The 16296-nt window shown below is 58.0% G+C and carries 15 protein-coding genes; 6 read left to right on the top strand and 9 right to left on the bottom strand.

Features of this window, described 5'->3' with window-relative positions; translation table 11 throughout:
• Positions 1 to 33: 33 nt before the first annotated feature.
• The 5 genes from AVI_RS12620 to petA all read right to left on the bottom strand — a co-directional run bounded on the left by AVI_RS12620 (position 34) and on the right by petA (position 4469).
• Positions 34 to 939 (bottom strand): HEPN domain-containing protein, encoded by a 906-nt coding sequence (locus AVI_RS12620; RefSeq protein WP_015916713.1) that lies wholly within the window; start codon positions 937 to 939, stop codon positions 34 to 36.
• Positions 940 to 970: 31 nt separating this feature from the next.
• A complete protein-coding gene (locus AVI_RS12625; RefSeq protein ID WP_041696913.1) occupies positions 971 to 1513 on the bottom strand; it encodes an adenine phosphoribosyltransferase in 543 nt (180 codons plus the stop codon).
• Between the two features lie 197 nt (positions 1514 to 1710).
• Entirely contained in the window at positions 1711 to 2565 is an 855-nt protein-coding gene (locus AVI_RS12630; RefSeq protein WP_015916715.1) for a cytochrome c1, read from the bottom strand.
• 25 nt (positions 2566 to 2590) lie between these two features.
• Positions 2591 to 3859, bottom strand: coding sequence for a cytochrome b (locus AVI_RS12635; RefSeq protein ID WP_015916716.1), 1269 nt, complete (start codon positions 3857 to 3859; stop codon positions 2591 to 2593).
• Between the two features lie 13 nt (positions 3860 to 3872).
• A complete protein-coding gene (petA, locus tag AVI_RS12640) occupies positions 3873 to 4469 on the bottom strand; it encodes a ubiquinol-cytochrome c reductase iron-sulfur subunit (RefSeq protein ID WP_041698135.1) in 597 nt (198 codons plus the stop codon).
• Between the two features lie 150 nt (positions 4470 to 4619).
• Here petA and AVI_RS30565 point away from each other — a divergent pair, with 150 nt between their 5' ends.
• Positions 4620 to 4877, top strand: a complete 258-nt coding sequence (locus AVI_RS30565) for a hypothetical protein (RefSeq protein ID WP_139192296.1) — start codon at positions 4620 to 4622, stop codon at positions 4875 to 4877.
• 289 nt (positions 4878 to 5166) lie between these two features.
• Complete coding sequence (locus tag AVI_RS12645; RefSeq protein ID WP_139192297.1) at positions 5167 to 6099, top strand: endonuclease/exonuclease/phosphatase family protein; 933 nt, start codon at positions 5167 to 5169, stop codon at positions 6097 to 6099.
• Between the two features lie 423 nt (positions 6100 to 6522).
• Here AVI_RS12645 and AVI_RS12655 read toward each other — a convergent pair whose 3' ends face one another.
• Positions 6523 to 8400 carry an ABC transporter ATP-binding protein gene (locus AVI_RS12655; protein ID WP_015916719.1) on the bottom strand — a complete coding sequence of 626 codons (1878 nt, stop codon included), beginning with the start codon at positions 8398 to 8400 and terminating at the stop codon, positions 6523 to 6525.
• 184 nt (positions 8401 to 8584) lie between these two features.
• Between AVI_RS12655 and aac(6') the strand changes: the two genes are divergently transcribed.
• On the top strand, positions 8585 to 9037 hold the full coding sequence (gene aac(6') / locus AVI_RS12660) for an aminoglycoside 6'-N-acetyltransferase (protein WP_015916720.1): 453 nt from the start codon (positions 8585 to 8587) through the stop codon (positions 9035 to 9037).
• A 143-nt stretch (positions 9038 to 9180) separates the two neighbouring features.
• Here aac(6') and AVI_RS12665 read toward each other — a convergent pair whose 3' ends face one another.
• Positions 9181 to 11040 (bottom strand): ABC transporter ATP-binding protein, encoded by a 1860-nt coding sequence (locus AVI_RS12665; protein ID WP_015916721.1) that lies wholly within the window; start codon positions 11038 to 11040, stop codon positions 9181 to 9183.
• A gap of 467 nt (positions 11041 to 11507) precedes the next feature.
• Between AVI_RS12665 and AVI_RS12670 the strand changes: the two genes are divergently transcribed.
• Both AVI_RS12670 and AVI_RS12675 read left to right on the top strand, forming a co-directional pair.
• Positions 11508 to 11993, top strand: a complete 486-nt coding sequence (locus tag AVI_RS12670) for a tRNA (cytidine(34)-2'-O)-methyltransferase (RefSeq protein ID WP_015916722.1) — start codon at positions 11508 to 11510, stop codon at positions 11991 to 11993.
• Positions 11994 to 12232: 239 nt separating this feature from the next.
• Positions 12233 to 13639 carry a hypothetical protein gene (locus AVI_RS12675; RefSeq protein WP_015916723.1) on the top strand — a complete coding sequence of 469 codons (1407 nt, stop codon included), beginning with the start codon at positions 12233 to 12235 and terminating at the stop codon, positions 13637 to 13639.
• 36 nt (positions 13640 to 13675) lie between these two features.
• On the opposite strand, the gene AVI_RS12685 is transcribed toward AVI_RS12675, so the two are convergent.
• Both AVI_RS12685 and AVI_RS12690 read right to left on the bottom strand, forming a co-directional pair.
• The gene (locus tag AVI_RS12685; protein ID WP_015916724.1) at positions 13676 to 14635 is read right to left on the bottom strand and encodes a flagellin N-terminal helical domain-containing protein; all 960 of its coding nucleotides are present in this window, start codon (positions 14633 to 14635) and stop codon (positions 13676 to 13678) included.
• 186 nt (positions 14636 to 14821) lie between these two features.
• Positions 14822 to 15100, bottom strand: a complete 279-nt coding sequence (locus AVI_RS12690) for a hypothetical protein (RefSeq protein ID WP_015916725.1) — start codon at positions 15098 to 15100, stop codon at positions 14822 to 14824.
• Positions 15101 to 15272: 172 nt separating this feature from the next.
• Here AVI_RS12690 and hemF point away from each other — a divergent pair, with 172 nt between their 5' ends.
• Entirely contained in the window at positions 15273 to 16187 is a 915-nt protein-coding gene (hemF, locus tag AVI_RS12695; protein WP_015916726.1) for an oxygen-dependent coproporphyrinogen oxidase, read from the top strand.
• Positions 16188 to 16296 lie beyond the last annotated feature (109 nt).

The raw sequence follows: 16296 nt of genomic DNA on the forward strand, positions 1-16296 counted from the left end.
AAAAGAAATAGATCGACAGCAAGTAACAGACAGCTATTCAGGAATAGCCAGTCTTTCACGACAAACCATCTCCGTAGCATGTTGTAACCGTTTGACGGCATCAAACAGCCAGTCCAACTCTTCGAGCGTAACAACATATTCCGTGGAGTAGCGCGCCTCGACATAAGCGCGATGCAATCGGTCGAAACAACGACGTGCCAAGCGGTTTTTCGGCGGCCAAACGTCTCGAAGACGGGCGTCATAGCTTTCAGCCAGAGGCCTGAGCTTCCGAAGACTGTGAAGCGGCGGGCTATAGAGAGTGAACACCAGCAGGACACAGTGATAGAAGCGTTCCGTGGCCTGATGGAGGTTGAAAGCCGCCTGTTTGAGCTGCATGTCCTTGCTGGCATAGCCCGCCAGTGTCACGTTATAGACAGCGCTCGGAAACCAATCATCGAAATAGGCTTGCGCCTTCGCTTGTCTCTCTTGCGCGGTGATCGGCTTCGGCTCGGCAAAGCCATGGCCCGGCACCTCGTAAAGAGGAATGCCATCGCTGATAACATCGACGAAAAACGGCAATCCCTGGGCCAGCTTGTCGTTCACGTCATGAAGCGAATGGACGATGAAATTTACCGGGGTTTTCAGGCGCTTGGTGACCAGCTCTTCGCGGATGATGCGGTCATGGGCCGTGCGCCAGAATTCATCCTCGTCGGCAAAGGTCTCCGTGTTGACCACGACCAGTATATCGTAATCCGAGTAGTAGCCGCTGGCATGGTCCTCGACCCAGTTGCCACGCGCGTAGGAGCCGAACAGGAGGACCTTGAGAATCTGGCCGCCCTTGTTCTTGGCAGAAAGCCTGCCCTTTTGCGCCTCGTCGAATTCCTCGAAGAGAATTTTCAGGACACGATCCAGCTCCCGCCTTTTGCGCAGCGGCAAATGAGCTAGAAGATCGTGATCCATCGCGGCATCCGTCGTTTCGGTTCAATAAAGATCAATGCCCGGAAAATTCCACCAGCGTGCGCACTTCAACACCTAGCGCTTCCAGCTTCTTGCGGCCGCCGAGATCCGGCAGGTCGATGACGAAGCAGGCGGAGACGACGTCGGCGCCGATCTGACGCAGTAGCTGCACTGCGCCGACGGCGGTGCCACCGGTGGCGATCAGGTCATCGACCAGAATGACCTTCTCGCCGGGCTGCACAGCATCGACATGCATTTCCATCTCGTCCACGCCATATTCCAGGCTATAGGCGATCCGCACCGTCGTGTGCGGCAGCTTGCCTTTCTTGCGGATCGGCACGAAACCGGCAGACAGCTGATGCGCCACCGCCCCGCCCAGAATGAAGCCGCGAGCCTCCATGCCGGCGATCTTGTCGATCTTCAACCCGGCATAGGGTTGCACCAGCTCATCGACGGCGCGGCGAAACGCACGCGGATTGCCGAGCAGCGTGGTGATATCGCGAAACACGATGCCGGGCTTGGGATAATCCGGAATGGAGCGAATGGCGGCGGAAAGTTCCTGGGAAATCTGTGTCATGGTCTGCCCGGCTGACGGAATTTCTAGTTGCGCCGGACCCTACTGCATTCTTCCTGAAATCGAAATGGATTTAAGACGCTGTCCAGAGGCAATGTGATCGCAGACAAGCCCTCTATCTTGATCAACACATTCACAAAAAACAGCAAAAGGCGGCCCGAAGGCCGCCTTTTGCGAATTTGCGTCATACCAAGGAGAAATCAATGTTCCTTGTTGGCATAAACCGATTTCTTGGTGAGGTAGACCAGGCCGGAGAAGATCAGCAGGAAGACCATGACCATGAAGCCAGTGCGCTTGCGTTCTTCCAGATGCGGTTCGGCAGCCCACATCAGGAAAGCCGAAACGTCCTTGGCATATTGGTCAACCGTCTGCGGCGCGCCATCGTCATAGGTCACCTGCCCCTCGCTGAGCGGCGGCGCCATGGCAAGTGCCGAGGCGGCAGAGAAATACGGGTTATAATGGGTGCCCTCGGCCACCGTCACGCCAGCCGGTGGGTCCTGATAGCCGGTCAGCAGCGCGTGGATATAATCCGGCCCGCCCTCCTGATATTGCGTGAAGATATCAAAGATGAAGGTCGGGAAACCACGCTCGATGCCGCGTGCCTTGGCCAGCAGCGACATGTCCGGTGGTGCGGCGCCATTATTGGCGGCAGCGGCGGCTTCATGGTTGGGGAAGGGCGACGGGAAATGATCCGAAGGCACGGCCTTGCGGGTATACATTTCGCCGGACGCGTTCGGCCCATCCTGCACTTCGTATTCGGCGGCAAAGGTCTTCACCTGGGCCTCCGAATAGCCCAGGTCTTCCAGCGTGCGGAAGGAAACCAGGTTCATGGAATGGCAGGCGGAACAGACTTCCTTGTAGATCTTCAGGCCGCGCTGCAATTGTCCCTTGTCATATTTGCCGAAAGGCCCGGAAAAACTCCATTCCACCGGGGCTGGCTTATGAATGGGGTAATGGGGCGTTTCGCCTTCCGCATGTTCCTGCGCAAGCGCTGCGGAAAAGCCGAGACCGGTGGCGAATGCCAGCGACAGGAGGCTTGTGGCAAGCTTCTTCATTGAGTTTATCCTCTCCCTGCCTGTCTCAGACATGCGCTTCGGCTGTTTTGCCGTTCTTGGCCAGAACAGCCTCGGTAATCGAGTTCGGAACCCGCCGTGGCGTTTCCAGCAGACCAAGCAGAGGCATGATTACCAGGAAAAAGCCGAAGTAATACAGCGTACCGAACTGCGCCATGGTGGTGAATGTATCCGTCGGCTGACGTGAACCGAGCCAGCCGAGCAGGATACAATCGGCGACAAAGATCCAGAAGAACAGCTTGTACCAGGGACGGTAAACAGCAGAACGCACCTTGGACGTATCCAGCCAGGGCAGGAAGAACAAGACGATGATCGCCCCGAACATGACAAGCACGCCACCCAGCTTGGAATCGATGAACAGCACGTTGAAGGTGATGGCGCGCAGCATGGCGTAGAATGGCAGGAAGTACCATTCAGGAACGATATGCGCCGGGGTCTTCAGCGGGTCGGCCATGATGTAGTTGTCGGGATGGCCAAGGAAGTTCGGCATGTAGAAGATGAACCAGGCATAGGCGATCAGGAAGATCGACACGCCGAAGGCGTCCTTCAGCGTCGCATAGGGCGTGAACGGCACCGTGTCGGTCTTTGACTTCACCTCAACCCCGGTCGGATTGGTCTGCCCGGTGACATGCAGTGCCCAGATATGCAGGATAACCACGCCTGCGATCATGAAGGGCAGCAGGTAATGCAGCGAGAAGAAGCGATTCAGCGTTGGCTGATCGACGGCGAAGCCGCCAAGCAGGAAGGTCTGGATCCACTCGCCCACATAAGGGAAGGCCGAGAAGAAGCCGGTGATAACAGTCGCCCCCCAGAAGGACATCTGGCCCCAGGGCAGAACGTAGCCCATGAAGGCAGTTGCCATCATCAGCAGGAAGATCACCACGCCGAGAATCCAGAGGATTTCGCGGGGAGCCTTGTAGGACCCGTAGTAAAGACCACGGGCGATGTGCAGATAGACGGCGATGAAGAAGAAGGACGCGCCATTGGCATGCATATAGCGCAGCAGCCAGCCATGATTGACGTCGCGCATGATCTTTTCGACGGAATTGAAGGCGACTGTGGTTTCAGCGGTATAATGCATGGCCAGCACGACGCCGGTCAGGATCTGCACGATCAGCATCACCGCCAGCATGGCGCCGAATGTATAGGCGTAGTTCAGATTGCGCGGCACGGGAAAAGCAATGAAACTGTCATAGACCAAGCGCGGCAAGGGTAGCCGCTGATCGATCCACCGTGTCAGCCCGCTCGAAGGCTGGTAACTGGAATGCCCACTCATCAATCTCTCCCCCTCAGCCGATCTTGATCACGGTATTGGATACGAACCCATAATTTGGAATATGCAGGTTTTCCGGCGCCGGACCTTTGCGGATACGGCCGGCCGTATCGTAGACCGAGCCATGGCAGGGACAGAACCACCCGCCATATTCCCCGGCCTGACCGAGCGGCACGCAGCCGAGATGGGTGCAGGAGCCGATCATCACGATCCAGTTTTCCTTGCCCTGCCCCGCCGAGCGGGCAAGATCCGTCGCCTGGGCGTCGTCGCCGGCATTGGCGTTGCGCGCCACCGGGTCCTTCAGCTGGGCAATCGGCACGCCCTTGGCTTCTTCCACTTCCTTGTCGGTGCGGTTGCGGATGAAGACCGGCTTGCCGCGCCACTTGACCGTCAGCGACATGCCCGGCTGAAGCGCCGAGACATCCACCTCGATGGAGGCCAAAGCCAGGGTCGAGGCATCGGGCCGCATCTGGTCGATAAAGGGCCAGGCCACAGCCGCAGCGCCAACTGCGCCCGCCATGCCGGTGGCGAGATAAAGGAAGTCGCGGCGCGTCGGCTCGCCCGCGCCCATGCCTCCGCTCGCAGTTTCAGTCTGTGTATTGTGTTCGCTCACGGTCAAACCATCCTCTTCGCATCGCCTGCGACAAACCGTTGGAGCGCCATGGGTCACTCTCACCCGCAAAGGACGCTCGATCACTTTTCATCCACCGCAATACCCGTTCAACGAGCAGGTCCTACGGCAGCGGTCCCCCTGACGGCATCCATGACGCCACAAAATCGCCATGGATTCTCCGCCTCCAAGTCAATTTCTATGCGCGCTGGTGAAATCTGTCCAGTGTTCAACCGCATCAGAGGCAACATGTCGCGGAAAACTTTAGGAAAACCAGGGATAAAAATTCCCCTGCAATTGCAGGGGTTTGCGCTTTATCAAGAGCCAGGACACGAGAAGAGCCCTGTTTTTCACGCTTTTGGCTGCGAACCTTATTTGAAAAAAGTCAAGACTTGTGCAATGCGCAAGTGACTGTTGCGCTGCAAAATTTTCGTGATCTGCATGTGTAATCGTTGTGAGTTGACCTCGGGATTTTGGCAGTCTCGTTATAAAGCCCAAGGGTGCAAGCTTGATTGCCGGATCTCGTCTTTTTCAGAAATCACGTTCTGTGCCATCTGACAGGCCGTATGCATGGTGCTGGCAACCGGAAGCGGCTTAAAGATAAAATCATGCAACAAATAGAAAGCGTTATAGAAACGCAGTCTGCACCCTATAGTCTGCATGACACTGCAATTCCGCAAAAGGCAAGAAGATGAAATCGATGCTGCTGCACATTATGGCAACCCTGCTCGTACTTGCCCTTGGCCTGTTTGCCCTGCGTTACACGACCAGTTTCTGGGGTGCGGGGGTGATCTATAGTCTCCAGCTGCACGCCGGGCTGGTCATGCTGCTCATGGCGCTGTTCTGCCTGGCGCTACGCCCCGGCCTGTTCACCATGACGCTTCTGGCCGCTACAGTTTTTATTGCCGGTCATGCCGTCTGGATGATCTGGGCCACCCTGCCGCCAACACCCCGGATCGATCTGGCGCACATGCAGCCGTTCAGGGTCGTGTCCTTCAACGTGCTGGGTGACAACCTGGAAAACGGCAGTGCGATCACCGATTACATTCTCGAATCGGGGGCGGATGTCGCCTATGTGATGGAGGCTGCCCCCGTTTCCCTGCATCTCGACCGGCTCGCCAAGACCTATCCCTACCGAATCGGCTGCGGCGAGCACACGCCGACCTGCGACCTGATGATCCTCTCGAAATATCCGCTCGACATGGTCTATGTCGGCAATCTCAGCGACCTCAGGCGCGACCGGTTTGCCATGGCGAAAATCCATGTCGGCGGCACCGCCTTGCATCTGGCCGCCGCGCATTTGAGCAAGCCCTATTTCGACGGCTACCACATGGAGGAACTGGGAGAACTGGGCGACGTCTTGAGCGGCATCGATGGCCCTCTCCTGCTGGCTGGCGATTTCAACGCCTCAACGCTGGCACCCGACATGCAGAAACTGCTGAAAGTCACCGGCATGAACACGACTGGGCTCGAGCCCGCCACCTGGCCCATCATCGGCGGCGCCTTCGGCGTGCCGATCGACCATATCTACATCCGCAGCCCGCTGATGGCGGCGAAGCTGTCACGCATTCCCTCGAATTTCGGCTCCAACCATTATGGATTGATCACCGATCTGTTGCTGCCGAAGCCATGAGGCCTAATAGTTCTATTAGCTTGTTGAGTGGCATTGCGGAATAATGAACTCCGCCCCGGAAGGACGGCTCAGATTTTAGGTTCAGTAAATGGATTAGCAATGAACTTGCCGATCAGCATGCTCGCTGACCGGTTGTCCAGATGATAAGCGAATTCGAGAGCCCGTACGCAGAAGAGATCACTCATTCCAAGCGCCTTGAGAGAATAAATTAGTCTTTCTTCCTTTCGGAAAACAATCTTTAAAAAGGTAATCGCCAGCCTCCAGCGAAGCGTCCTCATTTTTGTGAAAGACCCCTTCGTTTTCGTCATCTCATACATGGACCAGCCTGATTCATTCGGCGTAATTTTTGTATTACGAACCCGCTATCTATAGATAGTGCTGATCTTAAAGCGGACACACCTGGGTGGCAATGACGAGGCCATCTTATTCCGCCGCCCGATCCGCCTCCTCACCGCCAAGAAATCCCCCCGATTGACGCGCCCAAAGCTCGGCGTAGAGCCCGCCCCGCTCCACCAGTTCGTCGTGGCTGCCCTCTTCGATGATCCGGCCCTGGTCGATCACCACCAGGCGGTCGAGGCTGGCGATGGTGGAGAGGCGGTGGGCGATGGCCAGCACGGTTTTGCCGCTCATCAGCTGTTCCAGATTGGACTGGATGGCGGCTTCCACTTCCGAATCGAGCGCCGAGGTTGCCTCGTCCAGCACCAGGATTGGCGCGTCTTTCAGCATCACCCGGGCAATGGCGATCCGCTGGCGCTGGCCGCCGGAGAGTTTTACGCCGCGTTCGCCGACATGCACGTCGAAGCCGGTCCGGCCACGCTGATCGACGAGTTTTTCAATAAAGCCCAGCGCCTCGGCCTGGTCGGCGGCAGCGCGCAGCTGCTCTTCGCTCGCCTCATCGCGGCCAAACAGGATGTTGTCACGGATCGAGCGGTGCAGCAGGGCTGTATCCTGCGTCACCATGCCGATCTTGCCCCGCAGGCTTTCCTGCGTCACTTCGCGCAAATCCTGGCCATCGATGCGGATCGCGCCGCCCTCGACATCGTAGAACCGCAGCAGAAGGTTGACCAGCGTCGTCTTGCCAGCCCCGGAGCGCCCGACAATGCCGACCTTCTCGCCGGGCTTAATGGTCAGCGACAGATGATCAATGGCACCCTTCTGCTTGCCGTAATGGAAGGACACATCGTCGAAGCGGATTTCCGGACCGGTGACAGTGAGTACCTTGGCATCGGGCCGGTCCTTCAGACCGATAGGCTGGGAAATCATCTCGGCGGCGTTCTGGATCGTGCCGATATTGCGCATCATACCGTTCAACTGGGTCATCATCCGGTTTAGCAGCATGCTGAGGCGCAGCACGAGGCCAAGCGTAAACGCCATGCCGCCCGCCGTCATCGCGCCTGAAAACCAGCGGTCGATGCAGACGGCAGCAATCATCAGGATCATGCCGCCCGACAGCAGTGCCAGCGAGGCACGCACGCCTGTGATCAACCGGGTAAAGGGCGCTTGCGCTGCCTGGAACCGCTCGAAACCGGCCCGGATGTAATGATCGTTCTGCCGCTCGCGGGCAAACAGTTTCAGGGTCTGGATATTGGCATAGCTATCCACCAGTCTGCCGGTCAGCGCCGAGCCTGCTTCGGCGGTGTCGCGGGCATGGCGACGGATGCGCGGCACGAAATAGCGGGCCAGCACCGCAAAGATCAGCACCCAGATCCCGATAATCGCTGCCAGCACCCAGTCCAGTTGCGCCAAAAGCGCCATGGTGGAAATCGTGTAGATCACCATGAACCAGGCGACTTGCAGCAACGAGGTCAGGAGATCACCCGTCGCCTGGCCGCCCGCCCAGACCTTGGTGGCAATCCGTCCAGCAAAATCATTATGGAAAAAGCTCAGCGATTGGCGCGCGACATGGACATGGCTTTGCCAGCGCACCAGATTGAGGAAATTCAGCACCACGACCTGTTCTTCGACCAACGCGCTCAGCGTGATCACCGCAAATCGCACGAAGACGACAACGGCGGCAATGCCCAGCAGTTCCAGCCCATGCGCACCAAATAGCCCTTGCCAGCCCGCAGCCTTGGGGACGGTATCGATCAGATCCACCAGCCGCCCGACAAACCAGAACATGCTGGCTTCCATCACTGCCACCGCGCCGCCAAACAGCGCCATGGCAAAAAATGCCCACTTGGCCTGGCGCACATAAAACCACACGAAAGCCGTGGTGTCGCCCGGCGGGCAAAGATCCGCACGCTCGGTAAAGGGATCAACCCAGCGTTCGAACAGACGGATGATGGCGGCAATCAGCATGGGGCGGGACCTCGGATGAGCCGAACGGGACGAGTCGGTTCTCTCTCAAACTAGGGCTATTGCCGACCGGGACAAAGGTGCTGATGTCGATTGGCTGGTTATATTTGCGTGATCAGGATGGTAACACCCTGATTGCCGTGTCACCCGAACGCCGAGCTGAAAGCGCCCTAAAGGGAACCCCAATATGAAATCGATTGTTGAGATTGGGACGATAAATGACGTAGAGCCGTGGGTGCAGCTTCGTGCCGCGCTCTGGCCGCATCACATGATTGAAGATCATCGCGCTGAACTGGTCCGAACGTTTCTCTCGGAAAGTGGAAAGGCCATCGCGTTCATCGCCCGAAACAGCGCGAATGAAGCGGTCGGCTTTGCTGAGGCCAGCTTGCGACATGATTATGTGAATGGATGCAGCAGTTCGCCCGTTCTATTCCTCGAAGGAATTTATGTCCGCCCCGCTGACAGGCGACAAGGTATCGCTGGATTGCTTTGCAATGCCGTTGCCAATTGGGGAAAGTCGCTTGGGTGTGTTGAATTTGGTTCTGACGCGCCACTTGATAATTCAGCCAGCCATGCGCTCCATACCGCTTTGGGCTTTGAGGAGACACAGCGCGTCGTCTTCTTCCGAAAGCCGCTATAGGCCTGTATCGCCTTTCAACCAGGATCTGCCGCCAGATCCATGTCATCACCTTCATTCAAGATAGTCAGCGATGTCAGATGCTCGGCACCTGGCCGAGCATCTGACATCGGGAATGAGAGCGTCTGTCAGCAAAGAACGGCGGATCACTCCGCCGCCGTTTCCTGCACCTCGTTGGCCTCGTCGGCCAAAAAACCACCCGACTGGCGGTTCCATAGATCGGCATAGACGCCGCTCTGGCTGGCGAGCTGGTGATGGGTGCCGGTCTCGATGATCCGGCCCTTGTCCAGCACGACCAGACGGTCCATTTCGGTCAGTGTCGATAACCGATGTGCGATGGCGATCACGGTCTTGCCCTCCATCAGGGCAAACAGGCTCTCCTGAATGGCGGCCTCTACCTCAGAGTCAAGCGCCGAGGTCGCTTCATCCAGCACCAGGATCGGTGCGTTCTTGAGGAAGACCCGGGCAATGGCAATCCGCTGGCGCTGGCCGCCGGACAGCTTTACACCCCGCTCGCCCACCTGCGCATCCAGACCAACCCGGCCCTGCATATCGATGAGGTGCTCGATGAAGTCCCAGGCATTGGCGCGCTTGGCTGCCTCGACCACTTCGGCATCGCTGGCATCCGGGCGGCCATAGGCGATATTATCGCGGATCGACCGGTGCAGCAGCGAGGTATCCTGGGTGACGACGCCGATCTGACCGCGCAGGCTATCCTGGGTCACCGCCCCGATATCCTGCCCGTCGATGGTAACGTGGCCCTTTTCGACATCGTAGAACCGCAGCAGCAGGTTCATCAGCGTCGTCTTGCCAGCGCCGGAGCGGCCAACCAACCCGACCTTTTCGCCAGCCTTGATGGTCAGCGAGAAATCGTCGATCACGCCGCGCGTCTTTCCATAATGGAAGCGCACCTTGTCATAGACAATCTCGCCCTTCGGCACGGTCAGCGGCTTGGCATCGGGCTTGTCGGTAATGTCATGCGGCTTGGTCATCATCTCCATGCCGTCATAGACGGTGCCGATATTTTCAAACAGCGCCGACACTTCCCACATCACCCATTGCGACATGCTGTTGACCCGCATGGCAAGCCCGATAGCAATGGCGATAGCACCGACCTGGATCGAGGCCGTCAACCACAGCCAGACGGACAGCGCACCGATCAGGAAGATGACCGTGCAATTGTTGAGATAGACCAGGACCTGAAACAGCGTCACCTTACGCATCTGCGCATGGACGGATTGCAGGAATTCGTCCATCGCGCCCTTGGCATAGTCCTCCTCCCGCCGTGTATGGGAGAACAGCTTGACCGTGGCGATGTTGGTATAGCTATCGACAATCCGCCCGGTCATGGTCGAGCGGGTATCGGCCTGAAGTGCCGCAATCTTGCGCAACCGTGGCACATAATAGGTGACGATCGAGATATAGATGCCAAGCCAGATCAGCATCGGCACCAGCAGGCGCAGGTCGGCCGAGGCGATCACCACCAGCATCGAGATGAAATAGGTAATGACATAGACGAAAACGTCCAGCACCTTGACCACGGTTTCGCGCACCGCCAGCGAGGTCTGCATGACCTTGGTCGAGACCCGGCCCGAAAACTCGTTGGCGAAAAACGTCATGGAATGGTTGAGCAGGAAGCGATGCATCTGCCAACGGGCGATCATCGGGAAATTGCCCAGCAGTGTCTGATGCACGATCAGCGAATTGATCGTGGCAATGCCCGGCAGAAACACCAGGACCAAGGCCCCCATGCCCACCAGCCGCCAGCCCTCGGTTTGCAGGAACGTATCGCGGTTGGCATGCGAGAGCCAGGTGACGATATCGCCGAGGAACTGGAAGAGCATCACCTCGCCCACCGCAATCAGCATGACCAGCAAGGCCATCAGCGCCAGCCAGCCGGCAGCGGGCCTGGTATAATGCCAGATGAAGCGGAACAGGCCCTTGGGCGGCAGGCTGGGTTGCTCGGCCGGATAGGGATTGAGTTGGCGTTCGAACCAGGTAAACATCTTCAGTCTCCATCAGCTTGCCGGACCGATATAGCGCGTATCGCGGCAAAGCAACCGGGATATGGCAAGCTCAATCGGTAAACGGCGGCCAACCGCGAAAGGGCCAGCCGATTGGCAGCATGACCGCCTGACCGCAAAGGTTCAGGCCAAGTCAGCCATGGGATTGAGAAAGACATCGCCTCTTGCAAAGGTTACAGATCGGGCAAAAGCGCAGTTCAGGCGATGGCGTTTCGGTGCATTCAAGGAAAAGTCGAGAGGGCTCAGCGCTGCCGGAGAATTCGTGCAGCGGGGTGGCGCATCCAGTGGATATCGGTCATGCGTGCCTCCCTGTCTCGAGTGAAGATGCACTTTCAATAAAGACGCAGCGGGAAATTGAAAAGTCGCAATCGGAACGGCACCCTGTTTTGCGGTCGCACTGTTGCCCATCGACAACAGACAGGCCGCAGCGAAGCCGATATTCAAACGCCATGACCAATAGCATCACCGGCACCTCCCCCTCCACGCTCCGCATCGCCCTTTACCAGCCGGATATTCCCGGCAATACCGGCACGATCCTACGGCTCGCCGCCTGCCTGGGCCTGGGTGTCGATATTATCGAGCCTGCCGGTTTCGACCTGTCGGACCGCAATCTGAAGCGGGCGGGAATGGACTATCTCGCCGCCGTCACCCTCACCCGGCATGTCAACTGGGCGCAATTTGAGGATTGGCGCAAGAACAGCGGGCGCCGGCTGGTTCTAGCCTCCACCAAGGCGGCCATGCCCTATACCGAACTTGCCTTCCAGCCCGACGATATCCTGCTGTTTGGCCGCGAAAGCGCCGGGGTCCCCGACCATGTCCATGACGGCGCCGATGCCCGCATCCTGATCCCGATGGTCGAGGGCCAGCGCTCCATCAATGTCGCCATGTCGGCAGCGATGATCGCCGGTGAGGCGCTGCGCCAAACACGGGGCTGATCCCCAAAATTGCCTGATTTTACAAATGCTTCTATCACGATAAGCGCCAGAGTGGCTTATGCATGGACATTTGGCTTTGCGCAAAGCCAGCCGGTTCAGGCCGTGCTATCATTGAAGCTGGATTTGCAATCATGAGCCAATACAGCTTTTTCGTTAGTGCAAAAAAAATAAAGTAACAGTTGCTAATCGAATTGCGCGCCCATAAGTTGCAACGCAACAAAACACATGGGAGAAGACCAATGTTCGAGACAGCCTTCACCTTTGGCTTGACCCAATTTGCCCGATCGCTCTCGCTGCCGGAAAGGCTGCAAAAGCGGCCCTTGCGCAATGCCGCGCTGGAGCCCTGGCGTTTGCGCAACAGCAGCCTCGACGCCCTCTATTACGACATCCGGGCGCTGACCTCGGATGAGGCCTTCTATATCAGCGACGCATTGGCCGCCGAAGGGCTGATCATGATCGTGCCGCCCACTGGCCAGGGCATGTTGACGCTGTGCGAAACGGTGGATGAATATCTGCTGCGCGGTGGCCGCGAGGTGCGGGCCATGGCGGTGGCCGGCATTGGCGGCTCAGCCGCTGGGGCTGCCGCCTTTGCCCGCAATGTCGCCGACGCCATCAAGGCGCCGGTCTGCGCGGTGGTGTCCGGCTATGGACTGGGCGATGTCGTCGCCGAGGCCTTGGGCGGCGCTTTCTTCTTTGGCCCGCTGGGCTTTCTGCGCCGCAATTTCGAGATGATCGACGATCTGGTCGGACGTCCACAATTCGGTGCATACCAGCGCCGCCCGAAACCATCACAACCGCCGCGCCGCACCAGTCTCGATGCCGATACGGTCCAGGCGCTGCTGTGCCACCCGGACCTGCGTTTCAACCTCGTCACTGGCCATTCCAAAGGCAACCAGATCGTTGCCGAAGCGCTGAGCGCCATTGAAAAAGAAGCACCCGAGCGGCTTACCATCCTGGCGGAGCGGTTACAGATCATCACCTTCAGCACGCGCGTCGGGCTGCCCGCGCCGTTTTCGCCACCCTTGGCGATCATCGGGGAACTCGACTGGTACGGCGAATTGAATGCCACCGCTAAGGTGACCAATATCGTCCGTGTCGCACGCGCCGGCCATTCGACCAACACATCCCTGCCGGGAGCGCTGAAAATCACCGATCTTTTGGCGCAGACGTTGTCCGCGTCACCCGCCAATGTCTCGGACACGGCAAGCACAGCCGCACTGGTTGAAAATGCAATTCCGCCGCTTCTGGCTCTGGTCGTTCCGCCTGTCGTGCCTGAAGCCAGTGCCCCCCAAGCCAATGCCATGAACGACAATGACAGAAACGATGATGAAAGAGTTATCGTTGAGGAGCCGGTTTCATTGGAACCGGAGCTGGAGCCATCTGTCGAACCCATCGACGCGGTGGCAGCCGACAACACGCACGACGCCATCCCGCCACAGTCACCCGATGCCCCGCTCTCCGAGCCGGTCACCCCTGAAGACAATACAGACACTGCGCAGATGCTGGCTCCTGACGAATTGGTTCCCGAAGCGCCTGTCCAAACGATTTCCGAGCCTGTCGCTGTCGCCAATACGCCCGCGCCCGTTAAGCAAGCCAGCAATCAACCAGGCAATACCCGCAAGCGCAACAGATCGCGCAAGCGGTAAGGCGTGTTTGCAAGAGCCATCACCTTGGCACAGCTGTCACATGAACAGCTGTGCGAGGCTCTTCTGCTGGCTGTTGGCAATGCTGAGGCTGGCCGTCTGCAACTGGGATTGGACGCTTTGCGCCGAAAGCTTGGTGGCTTCCTCTTCCATATCGGCATCGGTCAAGCGACCAATGCTGACCGTGGCGGTATCCTGTAGATCTTTCATCAAATCGGAGCTGTTGGAAATCCGGTTCTGGGTGGCGCCCACGGCGGCACTGGCATCGGTGATGCTGGAAAGGATCGATTGGGTGGCGCCGATCATCGCATCGATCTGCGCATTCGACGTATCATCAGAAATGGCAATTTCCGCAGCAGTCGGCGCGGCTGGCGTCTGGGAACCGACATTCATCAGATAATATTCACTGGCGCTTCCATCAGAGCCAATGGTCAGCGTCGAGCGCGTCAGAATGCCGTCGCTTGCATCGTTTTTGCTGGTCAGTACGCTTTGCGCAGTGTCGAAATTGGTGACGTTGACGGCCAGATTGCCGCTGCCGTCCGAGCCGACCGAAGACACCATTGAGGTCACTTTCGGTGACTGGTTGGCATCGAGCGCCAGCCAGTTCTGGCCGTTGAAGCTGGAGGATTGCGCCACGGTTGAAAGCTGGTCCTTGAGCTGGCTGATCTCGTCATTGATCGCCCCTTTGTTGGCACCAGCAGCTTTGGATGCAATCAGCTTGGCCTGAATGTCGGAAACCAGCCCCGTCGCCTGCTCCAGCCCAAGCGCTGCGGTATCAGAGACGGCAGCCGACAGAGCGGTGGCATCCTCCGCGCTCGACAGCGACAGGCTGTCGGATTTCATCGTCGTGGCAATCGACCAATAGGCCGCATTATCCGAGGCGTCATCGACCTTCTTGCCTGTTGCAACCTTGGTCTGGGTCGCTTCAAGCGCCTTCGAAGACCCGCTCAGCAGAGACAGGGCCGATGCAGACGTGGAATTAATCGATACGGAATCCATGCTGCCCCCTTCAACGTCGTGGGTTTCAAACCGCATGACTGGCGCTTTGAATAAAAATACCCCACAATGTAAGGGATTTATAATCTACAAGATATTTCCATCACCTTTCGGCAAAGGATGCAATTTTAACGATTAGGAAATATTCAACGCCAGGCTGCTGAAAGATGTGCGGCGGCGTACCCCACTTCAATCCGCAGACGACAAACGCCGCATGGTGAACTCGATGGCGTCGCCTTCCAATTGCCGCCAGCTTTCCACTTCGGTCCAATAGGCGGCTTTGGGAAAGGCATCGAACCATTCCCGGGCCTTGGCGCGGGCCTCTTCCCGGTTGAGGCGAAAGGTTTCCCGAATGAAGGGCGAGGCATCGCGTATCGCCTGCCCCCGTTCTTTTGTCTGTCGATCACGGTGGCGGGCAATCTGCCGTTTCAGGCCGTCGAGCGGCGGAAGAGGACGCTTTCCTGTCATGGTGAGAATCCTTTCTAGACCCGGCCTTTCGAGACCCGATGATAAGCTATGCGCGATGGTTTTTCCAGTATCAGGTGGCTTGGCGGCGATGGCACAACCGCGCTGGATCTGATAGTCAGCGTGCTTCGATCAACACGCCGGGATCTGATGAAAGCGGCGACAGGGAGAGCATATGCAACGGCCCATTCTGCCCAAAGGCTTGCCTGACGATATCGAGGTAAAGAAGGCCACCGCCCGCGCCTGGTTCGAAAGCCTTCGTGACCAGATCTGCCGGTCCTTCGAGGCGCTGGAAGACGAATTGACCGGCCCCTTGAGCGATCGTGCGCCCGGACGCTTCACGCCTAAGGATTGGCAGCGTGAAGAAGGGCTTGGCGGTGGCGGACGCATGTCGATGATGAATGGCCGGGTGTTCGAGAAGGTCGGCGTTCATACCTCCACGGTGCATGGCGAATTTTCGCCGGAATTTCGCAAGCAGATGCCGGGTGCCGAGGAAGACCCACGGTTCTGGGCCTCGGGCATCTCGCTCATCGCCCATTCCTGCAATCCGCATGTTCCGGCGGTGCATATGAACACCCGCATGGTGGTCACCACCAGCCAATGGTTCGGCGGCGGGGCGGATCTGACCCCGGTGCTGGATCGACGCAGAACGCAGGACGATGCCGATACCGTTGCCTTTCATGCCGCTCTCGAAGCCGCCTGTGCGGCCCATCCTGACGTCGCCGATTATCCCCATTACAAAGCATGGTGCGAGGAATATTTCTTTCTGCCGCATCGCCAGGAACCGCGTGGCATCGGCGGAATTTTCTTCGACTGGCTGCATGCCGGGGAAAAATTCGACCTCTGGGCCGCCAATTTCGCCTTCGTGCAGGATGTCGGACGCCAGTTCGCTGCCGTCTATCCCGATCTGGTCCGGCGCAACTTCAACACACCATGGACCGAAGAAGACCGGGAAGAACAGCTGGTGCGCCGTGGCCGTTATGTGGAGTTCAACCTGCTCTATGATCGCGGCACGATTTTTGGCCTGAAGACCGGCGGCAATGTCGAATCGATTTTGTCGTCGCTTCCGCCCCTCGTCCGCTGGCCTTGAGGCGGAAATCTGCTTCAGAATGGGTCTGATCGCAGCAAAAACCCCATAATTATAGGGTCTTTTGCTGCGATAACGTTCAATTCATATTATCTTGATTAACAAAAACTGC

This window comes from Allorhizobium ampelinum S4 (assembly GCF_000016285.1).
Taxonomy (GTDB): domain Bacteria; phylum Pseudomonadota; class Alphaproteobacteria; order Rhizobiales; family Rhizobiaceae; genus Allorhizobium; species Allorhizobium ampelinum.